The sequence below is a fragment of the Herbaspirillum sp. WKF16 genome (assembly GCF_028993615.1).
GTDB lineage: Bacteria > Pseudomonadota > Gammaproteobacteria > Burkholderiales > Burkholderiaceae_D > Herbaspirillum.
Window position 1 is genome coordinate 1,876,790 of record NZ_CP118632.1, and the last position, 16,794, is coordinate 1,893,583.

At 65.2% G+C, this 16,794-nt stretch carries 13 protein-coding genes and 1 tRNA gene; 8 read left to right on the forward strand and 6 right to left on the reverse strand.

Annotated features, from left to right (window positions below):
- Nucleotides 1-85 precede the first annotated feature (85 nt).
- On the forward strand, nt 86-1,627 hold the full coding sequence (locus Herbaro_RS08405) for a methyl-accepting chemotaxis protein (protein WP_275013367.1): 1,542 nt from the start codon (nt 86-88) through the stop codon (nt 1,625-1,627).
- 409 nt (nt 1,628-2,036) lie between these two features.
- On the opposite strand, the gene Herbaro_RS08410 is transcribed toward Herbaro_RS08405, so the two are convergent.
- A tRNA-Leu gene (locus Herbaro_RS08410) sits at nt 2,037-2,121 on the reverse strand.
- Between the two features lie 235 nt (nt 2,122-2,356).
- Here Herbaro_RS08410 and rnr point away from each other — a divergent pair.
- From rnr to cysE, 3 genes are all read left to right on the forward strand, one after another.
- Entirely contained in the window at nt 2,357-4,849 is a 2,493-nt protein-coding gene (gene rnr / locus Herbaro_RS08415) for a ribonuclease R (protein ID WP_275013368.1), read from the forward strand.
- 64 nt (nt 4,850-4,913) lie between these two features.
- Entirely contained in the window at nt 4,914-5,651 is a 738-nt protein-coding gene (gene rlmB, locus Herbaro_RS08420) for a 23S rRNA (guanosine(2251)-2'-O)-methyltransferase RlmB (protein WP_275013369.1), read from the forward strand.
- Between the two features lie 89 nt (nt 5,652-5,740).
- Complete coding sequence (gene cysE, locus Herbaro_RS08425; protein ID WP_275013370.1) at nt 5,741-6,493, forward strand: serine O-acetyltransferase; 753 nt, start codon at nt 5,741-5,743, stop codon at nt 6,491-6,493.
- Nucleotides 6,494-7,096: 603 nt separating this feature from the next.
- Here the strand turns inward: cysE and Herbaro_RS08430 are convergent.
- The 5 genes from Herbaro_RS08430 to Herbaro_RS08450 all read right to left on the reverse strand — a co-directional run bounded on the left by Herbaro_RS08430 (nt 7,097) and on the right by Herbaro_RS08450 (nt 11,712).
- On the reverse strand, nt 7,097-7,882 hold the full coding sequence (locus Herbaro_RS08430; RefSeq protein ID WP_275013371.1) for a UDP-2,3-diacylglucosamine diphosphatase: 786 nt from the start codon (nt 7,880-7,882) through the stop codon (nt 7,097-7,099).
- 19 nt (nt 7,883-7,901) lie between these two features.
- Nucleotides 7,902-8,390, reverse strand: coding sequence for a peptidylprolyl isomerase (locus Herbaro_RS08435; protein ID WP_275013372.1), 489 nt, complete (start codon nt 8,388-8,390; stop codon nt 7,902-7,904).
- A gap of 89 nt (nt 8,391-8,479) precedes the next feature.
- A complete protein-coding gene (locus Herbaro_RS08440) occupies nt 8,480-9,055 on the reverse strand; it encodes a peptidylprolyl isomerase (protein WP_275013373.1) in 576 nt (191 codons plus the stop codon).
- Nucleotides 9,052-10,269: a L,D-transpeptidase family protein gene (locus Herbaro_RS08445; protein ID WP_275013992.1), complete on the reverse strand. Its 1,218-nt coding sequence runs from the start codon at nt 10,267-10,269 to the stop codon at nt 9,052-9,054. Before Herbaro_RS08445 ends, Herbaro_RS08440 begins: the two co-directional genes overlap by 4 nt.
- A 36-nt stretch (nt 10,270-10,305) precedes the next feature.
- Nucleotides 10,306-11,712, reverse strand: a complete 1,407-nt coding sequence (locus tag Herbaro_RS08450; RefSeq protein ID WP_446719314.1) for a YybH family protein — start codon at nt 11,710-11,712, stop codon at nt 10,306-10,308.
- Nucleotides 11,713-11,983: 271 nt separating this feature from the next.
- On the opposite strand from Herbaro_RS08450, the gene cysS reads away from it, so the two are divergent.
- The 4 genes from cysS (at nt 11,984) to tilS (ending at nt 16,731) form a co-directional block, all read left to right on the forward strand.
- Nucleotides 11,984-13,375, forward strand: a complete 1,392-nt coding sequence (gene cysS, locus Herbaro_RS08455) for a cysteine--tRNA ligase (RefSeq protein ID WP_275013375.1) — start codon at nt 11,984-11,986, stop codon at nt 13,373-13,375.
- A 1-nt stretch (nt 13,376) separates the two neighbouring features.
- The gene (locus Herbaro_RS08460) at nt 13,377-14,036 is read left to right on the forward strand and encodes a DNA-3-methyladenine glycosylase family protein (protein WP_275013376.1); all 660 of its coding nucleotides are present in this window, start codon (nt 13,377-13,379) and stop codon (nt 14,034-14,036) included.
- 160 nt (nt 14,037-14,196) lie between these two features.
- Nucleotides 14,197-15,177: an acetyl-CoA carboxylase carboxyltransferase subunit alpha gene (locus tag Herbaro_RS08465; RefSeq protein ID WP_209603426.1), complete on the forward strand. Its 981-nt coding sequence runs from the start codon at nt 14,197-14,199 to the stop codon at nt 15,175-15,177.
- Between the two features lie 126 nt (nt 15,178-15,303).
- Nucleotides 15,304-16,731 carry a tRNA lysidine(34) synthetase TilS gene (gene tilS, locus Herbaro_RS08470; RefSeq protein WP_275013377.1) on the forward strand — a complete coding sequence of 476 codons (1,428 nt, stop codon included), beginning with the start codon at nt 15,304-15,306 and terminating at the stop codon, nt 16,729-16,731.
- The last annotated feature ends 63 nt before the right edge of the window (nt 16,732-16,794 follow it).

Genomic DNA, 16,794 nt, shown 5'->3' on the forward strand with positions numbered 1-16,794 from the left:
ATGATGAGTCCCTATCCGGGACGCGTCAGAAGAGGCGGCGCGGCGCTATCCGGCTGCGCCTTTGGGGATATAGGGGATTGGAAACATGAAGAACATGAAGATAGGCACCCGGCTGGGGCTGGGTTTCGCGGCGATTCTGGTCCTGATGGGACTCATCACCGCCATCGGCGTGTGGCGCCTGCAAGGGGTGGGCAAGCTCAACGATGTGATGGTCAACGAGGCGCTGGTCAAGGAGCGGCTGGTCAACGAGTTCTACAAGTCCATCGAACTCAACGTCGGGCGCATCGTGGCCGCAGCCAAGAACCCTGATCCGGTGCAGCAGAAGTACTACAAGGACCAGATCGTTTCCACCATCAGCAAGAACAACGAGTACGTCAAGCAGATGACGGCGCTGATCACCGACGACGCCGGCAAGGCGCAGTTGAACGAGATCAACGAGCGCCGCAAGGTTGTGATTGCGGACAACGGCGCGGTCTTCAAGGAAAAGGATGTCGGCAACGAGGACGCCGCCAAGAAGGTGGTGGACGAGCAGTTGCTGCCGCACAGCCAGGTCTACCTGGCCGCCATCGAGAAGCTGGCCGGGATGCAGAGCGAGCAGATCAAGGCGCTCACGGCCGAGGTGGACGGCCTGTTCCGCGCCGCGCGCAACATGATGCTGGTGCTGGGCACGGTGGCGATCCTGGCCGGCGTCGTGCTGGCGCTGGCCATCACGCGCTCCATCACGCGGCCGCTGCGCGAGGCGGTGGTCGTTGCCGGGCGGGTGGCCAATGGTCAGCTCGACAGCCGCATCGAGGTGAAGTCCGGCGACGAGACCGGCCAGCTCATGGGCGCCCTGAGGGACATGAATGACAACCTGGTGCGCATCGTCGGCCAGGTGCGCCAGGGCACCGACACCATCTCCACCGCTTCGGCCGAGATTGCGCACGGCAACCTCGACCTCTCCAACCGCACCGAGCAGCAGGCCAGCTCGCTGGAGGAAACCGCCTCGGCCATGGAAGAGCTGACCTCGACCGTGAAGCAGAACGCCGACAATGCGCGCCAGGCCAACCAGCTGGCGGTGTCGGCATCCGACGTGGCGGTGCAGGGCGGCGCGGTGGTGTCGCAGGTGGTCGACACCATGGGATCGATCAACGAATCCTCGCGCAAGATCGTCGACATCATCGGCGTGATCGACGGCATCGCCTTCCAGACCAACATCCTGGCCTTGAACGCCGCGGTGGAAGCGGCGCGCGCCGGCGAGCAGGGACGCGGCTTTGCCGTGGTGGCCTCCGAAGTGCGCTCGCTGGCGCAGCGCTCGGCCTCAGCCGCCAAGGAGATCAAGCAGCTCATCGACGACTCGGTGGCCAAGGTCGACGCCGGCAGTAAGCTGGTGGAGCAGGCTGGCGCGACCATGGACGAAGTGGTGGCCAGCGTACGCCGCGTGACCGACATCGTCGGCGAGATCAGCTCGGCCAGCCAGGAGCAGAGCGACGGCATCGAGCAGGTCAACCAGGCCATCACCCTGATGGACGAGGCGACCCAGCAGAACGCCGCGCTGGTGGAGCAGGCCGCCGCAGCAGCGCGCGCCATGCAGGACCAGGCGACCACGCTGACGCAGACGGTGAGCGTGTTCAGGTTGCAGGGGTAAGGTCGTATCCCATGGCATGCGTGGGCATGTCATGGGAAAGACGGCGCCCCAAAACGCAAAAGGCCGGTTGATTTTCATCAACCGACCTTTTATGTTTTGGTGCCCACGGAGGGACTCGGTCACGTGCCGCGACCCCGCCGGGCCTTGCAAGGCCCGGCTTTCTCGTCCCACCCGCAAAGCGCGCAGGCGCTTTGCTCGCGTGCCCCAAAACGCAAAAGGCCGGTTGATTTTCATCAACCGACCTTTTATGTTTTGGTGCCCACGGAGGGACTCGGTCACGTGCCGCGACCCCGCCGGGCCTTGCAAGGCCCGGCTTTCTCGTCCCACCCGCAAAGCGCGCAGGCGCTTTGCTCGCGTGCCCCAAAACGCAAAAGGCCGGTTGATTTTCATCAACCGACCTTTTATGTTTTGGTGCCCACGGAGGGACTCGAACCCCCACACCTCGCGGCACATGGACCTGAACCATGCGCGTCTACCAATTCCGCCACGTGGGCCTGCTATCGAGATATCCAACTTGCCGATATCGCGAAAGAACGTGATTATATATGGTCTTGAGGGCATGTCAAGATGCTTTTGGACAGGCCGGCAAAAAATTTTCGCCGCGAGCGCTCGCCGCCGCCCGGCATTGCGGTTAGGTAAATGGCGGCAACTCCGTTACACTAAGGGCTATCCAGCCGGACCGGGGCCATCGCGCCGGTTCCATCAATAACAATTGCGCGAACGATACTTTTGAGCCAATTTCCCTATTCCATTCCCAGCCGGGAAGAGATTCTCGGCATCCTGCGCACTTCGCCCACGGCGCAAAGCGCGCCCAGCCTGGCCGCCGCTCTGGGCGTCAAGCCTGAAGAGATGGATGGCCTGACCCGCCGGCTCAATGCCATGGAACGCGACGGCCAGATCAAGCCCGACCGCGCCGGCAACTACAAGCTGACCCATTCGCCCAACTTCATCGAAGGGCGGGTGTCGAGCCATCGCGACGGTTTCGGCTTCCTGCTGCCCGATGACGGCAGCGACGACCTGTTCCTGCCCGAGAAGGAAATGCAGAAGGTGATGCACGGCGACCGCGTCCAGGCGCGCATCGTCGGCACCGACCGCCGCGGACGTCCGGAAGGCACCATCGTGGAAGTGATGGATCGCGCCAACTCGCACGTCATCGGCCGCCTGCTCAACGAGAACGGCGTCTGGGTGGTGGCGCCGGAAGACAAGCGCATCGGCCACGACGTGCTGCTGGCCGGCCCGCCGGGCAAGGCCAAGGCGGGGCAGGTGGTGAGCGTCGAGCTGACCGAGCATCCCTCGCGCTACACCCAGCCGGTGGGCAAGATCGTCGAGATCCTGGGCGACATCGACGACCCCGGCATGGAAATCGAGATCGCCGTGCGCAAGTACGGCGTGCCGCATGAATTCTCGGACGCCGCCAAGAAGCTGTCGGCCAAGCTGCCCGGCGAAGTGCGCGCGGCCGACCTCAAGGATCGCGTCGACCTGCGCGACGTGCCGCTGGTCACCATCGACGGCGAAGACGCGCGCGACTTCGACGACGCGGTCTACTGCGAACCGGTCAAGATCGGCCGCGCCAAGGGCTACCGCCTGATCGTGGCGATCGCCGACGTCAGCCACTACGTCAAGCCCAACGACGCGCTGGACGCCGATGCGCTGGAACGCAGCACCTCGGTCTACTTCCCGCGCCGGGTGATCCCGATGCTGCCGGAGAAACTCTCCAACGGACTGTGCTCGCTCAACCCGGATGTCGATCGCCTGACGCTGGTGTGCGACGCCGTGATCACCGCCAAGGGCGAGATCAAGGCCTACCAGTTCTACCCGGCCGTGATCCACTCCGCCGCGCGCCTGACCTACACCGAAGTCGCCTCCATCCTGGGCAACACCAAGGGGCCTGAAGCGGCGCGCCGCATCGGCCTGGTGCCGCACCTCACGCACCTCTACGAAGTGTTCCAGGCCTTGCTGACCGCGCGCCAGGCGCGCGGCGCGATCGACTTCGAGACCACCGAGACCTACATCGTCTGCAACGCCGCCGGCAAGATCGAGAAGATCCTGCCGCGCACCCGCAACGACGCGCACCGCCTGATCGAGGAGTGCATGCTGGCGGCCAACGTCTGCGCCGCCGACCTGTTGAAGCGCCACGACCATCCTGCGCTCTATCGCATACACGCCGGGCCGACCAAGGAAAAGCTGACCCAGCTGCGCAACTTCCTGAAGCAGACCGGGCTCACCCTGGGCGGCGGCGACAATCCCAGCGCTTCCGACTACGCCGAGCTGATGCCCAAGATCAAGGCGCGCCCGGATGCGCTGCTGGTGCAGACCATGCTGCTGCGCTCGATGCAGCAGGCGGTCTACAGCCCGGACAACATCGGCCACTTCGGCCTGTCCTACGAGTCCTACGCGCACTTCACCAGCCCGATCCGCCGCTATCCCGACCTGCTTACGCACCGCGCCATCAAGGCGGTGCTGCAGGGCAAGCGCTACGAGCCCAAGGGCATCGACAGCAGCGCGCTGAACACCTCGATCTCGCCGGCTGCGCGCAAGATGCAGCAACAGCAGCGCGCCGCCGACAAGGCCGCCGGCAAGGCGCCGGGCAAGGCGCGCAACGAAGGCAGCCAGGGCATCTGGGAAGCGCTGGGCCTGCACTGTTCGGCCAATGAGCGCCGCGCGGACGAGGCCTCGCGCGACGTCGAGGCATGGCTCAAGTGCTACTTCATCCGCGACAAGCTGGGCGAGGAATTCACCGGAACCATCTCCGGCGTGGCCACCTTCGGCATCTTCGTGCAGCTCGACGCGCTCTACATCGAAGGCCTGGTGCACGTCACCGAGCTGGGCGCGGACTACTTCCAGTACGACGAGGCGCGCCACGAACTGCGCGGCGAGCGCACCGGCATCCGCTACCAGCTGACCGACCGCGTCACCGTGCAGGTCAGCCGCGTCGACCTGGATGCGCGCAAGATCGACCTGTCGCTGGTCAACGAGCCGGGCATCCGCACGCTGATCAAGAACGAAGCCAAGCGCGCCGAAAGCGCCGCGCGCGGCAAGCCGGCCGGCGCCAAGCAACAACCTGCGCCCAAGGGCAAGGCGGCCGCTGCCAAGCCGGCCAAGGCCAAAGGCAATGCCGGCGGCGGCAATAGCGCCGGCGCCGCCCGCGGACGCCCCGGCGAGGCCGACCGCAAACGCGCGCCGGCCAAGGGTTTCAACAAGGGCGGCAAGAAGAAGCGCTGATGGAGTGCCGCGGCAGGTTCACGCAGATTTACGTATTCACAGCAAGTAGAAACACACAGGATTTATGAAGAGCAAAATGATTTTCGGCTTCCATGCCGTGACGTCCCGCATCCGCCACGAGGCAGCCTCGGTGGATGAGATCTATGTGGACGCCGACCGGCGCGACCGCCGCATGCTGGATCTGCTGCATGTGGCCAAGGAAGCCAACGTGCGCATCATCCAGGCCGACGACCAGCGTCTTTCGGCGATGGTCGGCACGCGCCGCCACCAGGGCGTGGTGGCCAAGGCCGCGACGCTGTCGCTGGCGCGCACGCTGGACGAGCTGCTGGACGCGGTGGAAGGTCCGCCGCTGCTGCTGATCCTCGACGGCATCACCGACCCGCACAACCTGGGCGCCTGCCTGCGCGTGGCCGACGGCGCCGGCGCGCACGCCGTGATCGCTCCCAAGGACCGTGCGGTGGGCCTCAACGCCACCGCCATGAAGGTCTCCAGCGGCGCTTCCGACACCGTGCCCTACATCACCGTCACCAACCTGGCGCGCACCATGCGCGACCTGAAGGAGCGCGGCGTGTGGATCATCGGCACCACCGACGACGCCGAGAAGGGCCTGTACGAAGGCGACTTCACCGGCCCCACCGCGCTGGTGATGGGCTCGGAAGGCGAGGGCATGCGCCGCCTGACGCGCGAGACCTGCGACGTCCTGGTCAACATCCCGATGTTCGGCTCGGTCGAGAGCCTGAACGTGTCGGTGGCTTCGGGCGTGTGTCTGTACGAGGCGCGACGCCAGCGCATTGCGAAGTAAGTCCGGTCATCTCGCATGACGACATCGCCGGACATTGCGTCCGGCGATTTTTTTTGCCGCTCCGTTTCATCCGTTCCAGGAAAACCACCATGTTCAGCCGACTCCGAGAAGACATCGCCAGCATCCGCGAGCGCGATCCCGCCGCGCGCAACAGCTGGGAGGTGCTGACCTGTTATCCGGGCTTGCACGCGGTGGTGATGCATCGCTGGGCCAAGGCTTGCTGGAACGCCGACATGAAGTGGCTGGGCCGCTTCATCTCGCACGTCGCGCGCGGCCTGACCGGCATCGAGATCCACCCGGGCGCCACCATCGGCCGCCGCGTTTTCATCGACCACGGCTTCGGCGTGGTGATCGGCGAGACCGCGGTGATCGGCGAAGGCTGCACCATCTACCAGGGCGTGACCCTGGGCGGCACCTCGCTGGCCAAGGGCGCCAAGCGCCACCCGACGCTGGGGCGCGGCGTGATCGTCGGCGCCGGCGCCAAGGTGCTGGGCGGCTTTACCGTGGGCGACGGCGCCAAGGTCGGCTCCAACGCGGTGGTGACCAAGCCGGTGCCGGCCGGTGCGACGGCGGTGGGCAATCCGGCCCGCATCGTCGAGCGCAGCGCTGTCCAGGACGCGCGCGGCCAGGCCGCGGCGCGGATGTTCGCCGCCTATGGCGTGGTGCCCAACGGCGACGACCCGCTGTCGCAGGCGCTGCACGGTCTGATCAACCAGGTCGCGGCGCAGGAGTTGCAGATGGAAGCGATGCTGGCAGCGCTCAACGAGGCGGGGATAGGGTGTCGACGCTTCGAGGAGCTGAGCAAGTTCGACGCGGCGCAATTGAACCGGCTGGTGGATTGAGGGCTTTTTGAAGCTGTTGCGGTTCCCGCAGCGTCGGCGGTGAGGCGGTGGAGTTCAACGACGCTGGGTTCCTGCTTTCGCAGGAACGACAGGTAAGAGGATCTTGAGCAGGGAGAGGGGCTGGTTACCTCCTCAGTGTCGTCCCCGCGAAAGCGGGGATCCAGTGACGTTGGTTGCGCATCGGCGGCCGCTGAACGGCGCTGGGTTCCTGCTTTCGCAGGAACGACTGGGCGGCGGCTTGCGCCTGCGTGCGTTCGAGTAGCTCGACTGCCTGTCGTCCCGGCGCAGGCCGGGACCCAGTGTCGTTCGTTGTGCCTCTTTGAATTCCGTTTAGGTTGAATGGCCGCTTTGCGGCGTATCGAAGTGAGCGTAGATGCAGTTGTTGTTTGAGTAGTCTGGTCTTGCTGCATGCGGATGTACCGGCTTGACGCCGGTCTTTCTCCGGTCGAAACGGAGCGCCGGGGGCGGCCCGGCAGCCGCTCACTTTCTTTGGCCCGTCAAAGAAAGTGAGCAAAGAAAACGGCCCCTAAGTGCCAGCCCCTTTGGGGTACCCGCCCAGCGACTTTCATCGCGCCTCGCTCGCGGCGAGGTGCGCATCATCGATCAAGCGATCTCGGAACCCGCCGCATCGTAGCGATGCAGCGCGCCGTCTTCGGTCAGGCTGATCCATCCCCCGCGCGGCGCATCCACGTCGTATTCCCAGTCCGGCAGGACATAGCGCAGGCGCCGGCCGTCGTCCAGGCGATGCAGGGCGGGGCGGTGCGTGTGGCCGTGGATCAGGGTGTCGGTCGCGGTCTGGGCGAACAGCTGGTCGATGGCGCCGGCGTTGACGTCCATGATCTCGTAGGACTTGTTCTGGTTGGCGTCCTGGCTGTTCTTGCGGATGCCTTCGATGATGGCTTTGCGCTGGGCCAGCGGCATGGCCAGGAACTGTTGCTGGTAGGCCGGTTGGCGCACCTGGGCGCGGAAGGCCATGTAAGCCGTGTCGTCGGTGCACTGGGCGTCGCCGTGGGCCAGCGCGATGCCGCGGCCGGCCAGTGTGAGCACCTGCGGATCGTCCAGCAGCGTCAGGCCGGCGGCGTCGGCGAAGTCCTGGCCGACCAGGAAGTCGCGGTTGCCGGCGATCCAGAAGATGCGCACGCCATGCTCCTGCACGGCCTTGATGGCGTCGGCGATCTGCCGGTTGTAGGGCGTGGCGAGGTCGTCGTCGCCGGCCCAGTATTCGAAGATGTCGCCCAGCAGGTAGAGCTGCTGCGTCTGGCGCGCATGGGTTTGCAGGAACGCGAGAAAGGCCGCGGTGGTGCGGGGCAGCGAGGCCTGCAAGTGGAGGTCGGAAACAAAAAGCGCAACCGTCGGTTGCGCTTTTTGCATGAACTGGAAGTCAGTCATGGTCGCGGTGGCAGCCGGCTCAGACCACTTCCGCCTTCTCGATCACGACGTCTTCGGCCGGCACGTCGGCGAACATGCCGGCGCGGGTGGTCTTGACGCCCTTGATCTTGTCGACCACTTCAGTGCCTTCGACGACCTTGCCGAACACGCAGTAGCCCCAGCCGTCCTGGCCCGGGAAGTCGAGGAAGCTGTTGTTCTTGACGTTGATGAAGAACTGCGCCGATGCCGAGTGCGGGGCGGCGGTGCGGGCCATGGCCAGGGTGTAGGGTTCGTTCTTGAGGCCGTTCTTGGCTTCGTTCTCGATCGGGTCGCGGGTTTCCTTCTGCTTCATGCCCGGTTCGAAACCGCCGCCCTGGACCATGAAGCCGTCGATCACGCGGTGGAAGATGGTGCCGTCGTAGTGGCCGGCGTTCACGTAAGCCAGGAAGTTTTCAACGGTCTTCGGCGCTTTTTCCGCGTCCAGTTCGATCTTGATGTTGCCGTGGTTGGTGGTGAGCAGAACAGCCATGTTGAATCCTTTGCTTGATGAATAGGTAATAAAAAACAGGCGGCTCGCGCGGCGGCGAGCCTGCCTTGATGCGGGGCCGGGCGCGACGCTTACTTGGTCAGCGTTGCCGATTCGATCACGACCGGGGTGGCCGGGACGTCGCCGGCGCCGGTGCGCACCTGCTTGATCTTGTCGACCACGTCAGCGCCTTGGACCACCTTGCCGAACACCGCGTAACCCCAGCCGTCCTGGCCTGGAGCGTCCAGGAAGCGGTTGTTGGCGACGTTGATGAAGAATTGCGCGGTCGCCGAGTGCGGGGCCATGGTGCGCGCCATGGCGACAGTATAAACCTCGTTCTTCAAACCGTTCCTGGCCTCGTTCTGGATCGGGGCGTCGGTCGGCTTTTCACGCATGTTCTGGTCGTAGCCGCCGCCCTGGATCATGAAGCCGTTGATCACGCGGTGGAAGATGGTGCCGTTGTACTGGCCCTTCTTGACGTACTTGAGGAAGTTGTCGACCGAGACCGGCGCCTTTTCGGGATTGAGCTCCAGCACGATGTCGCCCATGCTGGTCTTGATCAGCACGCGCGGCGCGTCGGCGGCGAAGGCCGGGGCGGCGAAGCCGGCGGAGAGGGAGAGTGCGGCGGCTGCCGCGGTGTGCAGCAGCTTACGGCGGGAGATGGTCATGCATTGCCTTCGTAAATGATTTTCCATTGCGAACCTTCCTTGACCCAATACTGGCGTTTGCGGATCGCGTTCTTGCTCTTGCCGACGGCGCTTTCCTGGGTGAAAGTGCTGACGATCATGTCCTCGGGGCCGCCGGGATAGCGGAACAGGCTGACATCGCGCAGTTTGACACTGGTGAAGCGGGCGCCGTTCATGCTCTTCTGCTGGCGCGAGAACCAGGTCGACAGGCTTTCGCCCTGGGCCGAGCGGAATTCATTGGAATAGTAGGACAGCGTCTTGTCGCTGTCGGTGCTCTCCAGCGACTGCTGCCACTGCTCCAGCATGGCGCTGGCGGCGTCGCGCTGCCTGTTCCATTCGCCCTTGTCGACGAACTGCACATGCTGGCTGATCACGACCACCGTCTTGCCGACCTCGGCGGTCGAGTAGAGGTTCTGCAGGTCGGGATTGGCCAGCACCACGCAGCCGTCGGAAGACAGCGGCGGGCGGCTGAAGTTGTCGGAGGGCGTGCCGTGCAGCCAGATGCCGTAGCCGCTGCGGCCGTTGCGCTTGTCCCATTCGTTCGGATAGGACAGCGGCAGCGCGCCGGTGCCGTAGAAATCGGGCAGCTTCGGGCCGGGGATGCGGCTGTTGACGTAGTACACGCCGATGGGGGTGCGCTGGTCGCCTTCCTTGGCCTTGTTGGCGCCGAAGCGGCCTTGCGAGATGTAGTAGTCGTTCTGGTACCTGAGCTCGCCGCCCTGGTTCTCGTAGACGTACATGCGCGAGCGCGAGGTGTCGACCACCAGGATGTTCTTCTGGTCGTCGCCGACCTGCAGGACGGCCTTGGGAATGAGCCTGGGATCCGGCTTTTCCTGCAGCGAGCGGATGCGCACCATGGCTTCGTCGCGCAGCTCCTTGAGCTTGTCCTGCGGGCCGTCGGACATGGCGCCGAAGTTGCGCACAGGGCGCGCGTGCATCATCAGCAGGTCGCCGCGCACCAGGTGCCCGAGGCGGAAGGTGGGGTAGGCCGCCACCAGGGCGTCGGCCTTGACCTGGGCTTCGCGCAGGCGGTTGGCGCCGAGATCCTTGTAGATGTCGATCAGCAGCGCTTCGGGATCCGGCTTGGCCTGCGGGACCGTCGGGCCGGCGCTCTGCGGCGGAATGGAAGAAGAGGAGGCGACGCTGCCCGCCGTGGGCAGGCCCGCCAGGCACAACATCAGCATGCGTCCCAGCATGCGCGCCGGACGCCCTTGCAAAACGCGATCCACCAATTACCCTCCCGAACGTTCCTGTTTGATCAGCCACCGGTTGCCCTGCTTGACGAAGACCAGTGTCTTGCGGCTGTCCACCGTCAGCCGGTTGGAATTATATATCTGGCGGTAGTGCACGGTGGCGATGTTGCCCTTGATGACGACCTGGGCGTTGCTGACCTTCACGCTGATGCGACCCTTGTCCTCGATGCGGGCGCGGCGCTCCTCGGCCCATTCCTTGCGGCTGGCGCCCTTGGGCGTCTCGAAGTCGCTGGCATAGTGGGCCAGGTAGCCGCGCACGTCCTTCTCGCTCCAGTCGCGGGCCCAGGTGGTCAGGGCGGTCAGCACGGCGTTCTTGTCCTGGTCGGAGGCGGCGTCGGCCTTGGCCTTGTCGGCCTTGGCTTTTTCCGCGGCGGCCTTGGCTTGCGCGGCCTTCTCGGCGGCGGCCAGCTTCTCGGCCTGGGCAGCCTTTTCCTTCTCCTTCTCTTTTTCCTTTTCCTTTTCGGCGCGGGCGGCCTTGTCGGCCTTGTCCTTCTCCAGGCGCTCGGCCTTGTCCTTTTCCTTCTGCGCCAGCAATTCCCTTTGCTTCTGTTCGGCGGCGGCTGCTTTGTCCGCGGCCGCCTTGTCAGCCGCAGCCTTTTCCTGGGCCGCCTTGTCCGCAGCGGCCTTGTCGGCGGCAGCCTTATCCGCCGCAGCCTTGTCGGCCGAGGCCTTGGCGATGGTCGCCTTCTCGGCGGCGGCCTTGTCGGCGGCAGCCTGCTGGGAGGCCTTCTCGGCGGCCAGCGCCTTGGTGCGCTCCTGTTGTTCCGCCGCGGCCGCGTCGGCCTTGGCCTTGGCGTCGCGCTGCGCTTGCGCGGCCTGGCCCGGGGCGGCGCTGGCCAGGCGCGGCACGGTGCCGCCGGTGGCGTTGCCGTTGAGCGAGCGCAGCAGGGTCAGCTTGGGTTGCGGCACATTGTTGGCGGGGTCGATCTGCAGCGCCTTGTCATACGCCTGGCTGGCCAGCTTGGCGTACACGTCGCCCAGGTTCTCCAGCGCGGTGGCGTAGGTCGGGTTGGTGCGCATGGCCATGTCCAGCGATGCGCGGGCGCGGTCGTACTGGCCTTCGGAGGCGTACAGCACGGCCAGGTTGTTGTATGGCTCGGGCAGGTCGGGGAAGTCTTCGGTCAGCTTGGAGAACACCGCGATAGCCTCGGCAGAACGATTTTGTTCTGCTAAGATCAGGCCTTTCGTGAAGCGCAGTTGCGCGTCGCGCGGATGCTTGGCGAGTATGGCATCGGTCTTGTTGAGCGCCTCGGCGTACTGGCCGGCCCGCATCAGCTTGTTGATGTCGGACATTTCGCTGGCGCAGGCGGGCGCGGCGGGGACAACGAAGAGCGCCGCCACCAGGCTCGACAGCAATGCAGTCTTGTGGGCAGTTCTATTGATCAAACCGCGCAAACCATGAATGGATGTCTGTTCTTGTGATTCTGGGGGCATGGTTTTATCAATGCTATACTCGACGAAAGCAGGCATTTTATATCAAACAAGCACCACAAAAAGAGGTTTGGCTACCGTGTCGCGTTCATGTTGCAGCTACTGACAGAACAATGATCCCAGGGGAATGGCGCCCATCCGGAAGCACTCTTCCCGGCGCCGGCCCTGAACGCAACGCATGACCGCGGCACTGTCCCAGTGCAGCCGACCCAAGAATTCCCATCCCATGAGCGAGCTCAAGATTTACAACACGCTGGCGCGTGATAAGCAGACCTTTTCCCCGATCGAACCTGGCAAGGTGCGCCTGTACGTGTGCGGCATGACCGTGTACGACTATTGCCATATCGGTCACGCGCGCGTGATGGTGGTGTTCGACATGGTGCAGCGCTGGCTGCGCGCGTCCGGCTACGACGTCACCTATGTGCGCAACATCACCGACATCGACGACAAGATCATCCGGCGCGCCCAGGAGAACGGCGAGTCCATCGGCCAACTGACCGAGCGCTTCATCGGCGCCATGAACGAGGACGCCGACGCCCTGGGTGTGCAGCGTCCCGACCACGAGCCGCGCGCCACGCAGTACGTGCCGCAGATGCTGGAGCTGATCGGCAAGCTGGAGCGGAACGGCCTGGCCTACAAGGCCGTCGACGGCGACGTCAATTACTCCGTGCGCGACTTCCCCGGCTACGGCAAGCTCTCCGGCAAGTCGCTCGACGACCTGCGCGCCGGCGAGCGCGTGGACGTCAATACCGGCAAGCGCGACCCGCTGGACTTCGTGCTGTGGAAGGCCGCCAAGCCGGGCGAGCCGGACGACGCGAAATGGGATTCGCACTGGGGCTGTGGCCGCCCCGGCTGGCATATCGAATGCTCGGCCATGTCCAGCGACCTGCTGGGAGACCACTTCGACATCCATGGCGGCGGCCAGGACCTGCAGTTCCCCCATCATGAAAACGAGATCGCCCAGTCCGAAGGCGCGCACCGGCACACCTTCGTGAATTACTGGATGCATAACGGCTTCGTGCGCATCGACAACGAGAAGATGTCGAAGTCGCTGGGCAACTTCTTCACCATCCGCGATGTGCTGAAGAACTACGATCCGGAGGTGGTGCGCTTCTTCATCCTGCGCGCCCACTACCGCAGTCCGCTCAATTACTCCGACGCTCACCTGGACGACGCGCGCGGCGCCCTGACGCGCCTGTACACCGCGCTGAAGGATACCCCGCCGCAGGCCGGCGGGCTCGACGCCGGCGAGCCGCACGCGCTGCGCCTGGCCGAGGCCCTCAACGACGACTTCAACACGCCGGTGGCGATGTCGGTGCTGTTCGAGCTGGCCAACGAGGTCAACCGCAGCCGTTCGCCGCAGCTGGCGCGCCAGCTCAAGGCGCTGGCCGGCGTGCTGGGCCTGCTGGAGCGCGAGCCGGCCGAGTTCCTCAAGGGCCGCGCCGGCGCCGCAGGCGGGCTCGACGAAAACCAGATAGAAGAACTGATCGCCGCCCGCAAGGCGGCCAAGCAGGGCAAGAACTTTGCCGAGTCGGATCGCATTCGCGCAGAACTCACCGCGGCCGGCATCGTTCTGGAAGACAAACCGGGCGGGCTGACCGAATGGCGGAGAGCTTGAGTTGAATACCCTCAAAAAAACAAGTCCGTCCGATCCCACGCTGATCGTGCCGGCCTACTGGGAAGAAGCCAAGGCCGAGCTGATGAAGCGCGACCGCATCATGCGCAAGATCATCCCGCAGATCGGCGACCTGCAACTGAGCGTGCGCGGCGACGCCTTCACCACGCTGGCGCGCTCGGTGATCGGCCAGCAAATCTCGACCAAGGCGGCCAATGCCGTGTGGCAACGTTTCCTGGAAAGCTGCCCCAAGTGCACGCCGGCCCAGGTGATCCGCACCGGCCCGGAAGGGCTGGCCGCCTGCGGCTTGTCCAAGCGCAAGGCCGAATACATCCTCGACCTGGCCAACCATTTCAAGGCCAAGACCGTGCATCCGGACAAATGGGCCGTGATGGAGGACGAGGAAGTCATCGCCGAAATGATCCAGATCCGCGGCATCGGCCGCTGGACAGCCGAGATGTTTTTGATATTTAATCTGCTGCGCCCGAATGTGCTGCCGCTGGACGACCCCGGATTGCTCAAGGGCATCAGCGTGAGTTACTTCTCGGGCGAGCCCGTCTCGCGCAGCGATGCGCGCGAAGTCGCCGCGAACTGGGAACCGTGGCGCACAGTTGCCACGTGGTATCTCTGGCGCAGCCTCGATCCGCTGCCGTCGGACGATTGATACCGGGGAACGAGGGCGGAGAATGGGGGCCGGACAGGTCACTGGTGTATACTCCGCTCCTCGCAAGATTGAAGGCAAACCGACAGCGCAGCAATGATGCAGTCCCCATCCCGCATCGAGCCGGGCATTGCGCGCGCGGACTTGTTGAAAAAGGAACACGATGAGTAAATCGACAACGACTTTTCTGGGCTTCGAGCAGGCCATCGCCGAGCTGGACGCCAAGATCGAAGAGTTGCGTTTTGTGCAGGACGACTCGGCAGTCGACATCTCCGAAGAGATCGAACGCCTGGTCAAGAAGAGCCAGCAGCTGACCAAGGATATCTACGCCAAGCTCACTCCTTGGCAGGTTTCGCAGATCGCCCGCCACCCGCAACGTCCGTACACCATGGACTATGTGCGCGAGTGCTTCACCGACTTCCACGAATTGCACGGCGACCGCACCTTCGCGGACGACCAGTCCATCGTCGGCGGCCTGGCCCGTTTCAACGGACAGGCGTGCATGGTGATCGGCCACCAGAAGGGGCGCGACACCAAGGAGCGCGCCATGCGCAACTTCGGCATGCCCAAGCCCGAAGGCTATCGCAAGGCGATGCGCCTGATGAAGGTCGCCGAAAAATTCAATTTGCCGATCTTTACCTTCGTCGACACCCCGGGCGCATTCCCCGGCATCGATGCCGAAGAGCGCGGCCAGTCCGAAGCGATCGGCCACAACCTCTATGTGATGGCCGAACTGAAGGTGCCGCTGATCGCCACCATCATCGGCGAAGGCGGTTCCGGCGGCGCGCTGGCCATCGCCGTGGGCGACTCGGTGCTGATGCTGCAATACGCGACCTACTCGGTGATCTCGCCGGAAGGCTGCGCCTCCATCCTCTGGAAGACCGCCGACCGCGCGGCCGACGCCGCCGAAGCGCTGGGCCTGACCGCACATCGCCTCAAGGCGATCGGCCTGATCGACAAGATCGTCAACGAACCGCTGGGCGGCGCCCACCGCGATCCCAAGCAGATGGCCGGATTGTTGAAGCGCGCGCTGTCGGACACGCTGCGCCAGTTCCAGGGTGTGAAGACCAAGGAACTGCTGGCGGCCCGCCACGAGAAGCTGATGGCCTACGGCAAGTTCAAGGAATTGAACTCGGCCGAGTAAGCCGTTCCGCCTTTGCCGGCCGCCGCCGCAAGCGCGGCCGGACAAGTCCAAGCGCCAGCGATGACCGTCGCTGGCGTTTGTCGTTTCTGGATAGCGCCATCGCCGGCGGCCACCCTAGCTGATTCCATGTCCGACCATTCTTCCAACACCGGTTCGCCGCAAGCTTTCGAGAAATCCGCGCAGGCCTTGCGGCAGGCGCTCGATACGGCGCTGGCGGCAATCGGCCCCGGCAAGCTGGCGCTGGCCTACAGCGGCGGGCTCGATTCCTCGGTGCTGCTGGAGCTGGCGGCCGCGCATGCGCGCATCCATGGCCTGGCGCTGGTGGCCTTGCATGTACACCATGGCTTGAGTCCGCATGCCGACGCCTGGCAGGCGCATTGCGAAGCGCGCTGCCGCCAACTCGGGGTGGACTTCCATGCCGAGCGCGTGCGCCTGGAAAACCTGGCCGACAGCGGCGTCGAAGAAGCCGCGCGCCTGGCGCGCTACGCGGCGCTGGGCCGCATGTGCCGCGCGCATGGCGCAAGCGTCCTCCTGACCGCCCACCATCTCGACGACCAGGCCGAGACCGTGCTGCTGCAGCTCTTGCGCGGCAGCGGGCTGGCCGGCATGTCGGGCATGGAGGCCAGCAACACCGCGCCCGCGCTGCTGGGCGACGACCGCACGCTGATCGCGCGCCCGCTGCTGGCCGTTACGCGCGCGCAGCTGGAGGCGTACGCGGCGCAGCGCGGCATCGCGCACATCGACGACGAATCCAACGCCGACACCCGCTACGCGCGCAACGCGCTGCGCCACCTGGTGATGCCGGCGCTGGGGCAATCCTTTCCCGGCTACCAGCAACGGCTGGCGCGCGCCGCCGGCCATGCGCAGGGCGCGCAGGAGCTGCTGCGCGAAGTGGCGCAGCAGGACCTGCGGCATTGCGGTCAAGACGATCATCTGCTCATGCCGGCGCTGCGCGCGCTGAGCGAACAACGCTTCTTCAACCTGATGCGCCACTGGTTCGCCGCGCGCGGCATGCGCATGCCGTCGGCGGCATGGATGCATGAGATGAGGGAGCAGTTGATGCAAGCCGATGTCGAGGCGCAGCTGTGCGTCTCGCATCCTGACGGCGAAGTGCATCGCTACCGCGAACGGGTGTTCCTGTCGCCGCGCCGCACGCCGCCGGAGGAGGACGACGTGACGCGATTGAAGTGGAGCGGCGAGGCGCAGTTGCGGGTGGCGAGTTACTACGGCGCGCTGCATTTCGAGCGCATCGTCGGCGACGACGCGCGTCCCGGTTTCGATGCCGCCTGGCTGGCGGCGCAAACGCTGACAATCCAGGGCCGCAACGGCGGCGAGCGTGTCAAGCTGGCCGCCAACCGCCCTGCGCGCAGCTTGAAGCAGCACTTCCAGAGCGCCGACGTGCCGGCCTGGGAACGACCCTACTTGCCGCTGCTGTTCGCCGGCGAGGCGTTGATCTTCGCCGCCGGCATCGGCATGGACTGCGCGCATTTTTCCGTCGCCGGCGAGCGCATCGCCATCCGCTGGCAAGCCGGCCATCCCGATTCCGATGCATGAAAAAATGCCGCACCGACGCCCTGGGGCGAGGATGCGGCATCCCAGTCATCCCTGACATGGGTG

Excerpts from the sequence above, each read along its gene's own strand:
- Herbaro_RS08405 (WP_275013367.1), top strand. The coding sequence starts at position 86 with ATGAAGAACATGAAGATAGGCACCCGGCTGGGGCTGGGTTTCGCGGCG.
- rlmB (WP_275013369.1), top strand. The coding sequence starts at position 4,914 with ATGAAGAGCAAAATGATTTTCGGCTTCCATGCCGTGACGTCCCGCATC.
- cysE (WP_275013370.1), top strand. The coding sequence starts at position 5,741 with ATGTTCAGCCGACTCCGAGAAGACATCGCCAGCATCCGCGAGCGCGAT.
- Herbaro_RS08430 (WP_275013371.1), bottom strand. The coding sequence starts at position 7,882 with ATGACTGACTTCCAGTTCATGCAAAAAGCGCAACCGACGGTTGCGCTT.
- Herbaro_RS08435 (WP_275013372.1), bottom strand. The coding sequence starts at position 8,390 with ATGGCTGTTCTGCTCACCACCAACCACGGCAACATCAAGATCGAACTG.
- Herbaro_RS08440 (WP_275013373.1), bottom strand. The coding sequence starts at position 9,055 with ATGACCATCTCCCGCCGTAAGCTGCTGCACACCGCGGCAGCCGCCGCA.
- Herbaro_RS08445 (WP_275013992.1), bottom strand. The coding sequence starts at position 10,269 with ATGCTGGGACGCATGCTGATGTTGTGCCTGGCGGGCCTGCCCACGGCG.
- cysS (WP_275013375.1), top strand. The coding sequence starts at position 11,984 with ATGAGCGAGCTCAAGATTTACAACACGCTGGCGCGTGATAAGCAGACC.
- Herbaro_RS08465 (WP_209603426.1), top strand. The coding sequence starts at position 14,197 with ATGAGTAAATCGACAACGACTTTTCTGGGCTTCGAGCAGGCCATCGCC.
- tilS (WP_275013377.1), top strand. The coding sequence starts at position 15,304 with ATGTCCGACCATTCTTCCAACACCGGTTCGCCGCAAGCTTTCGAGAAA.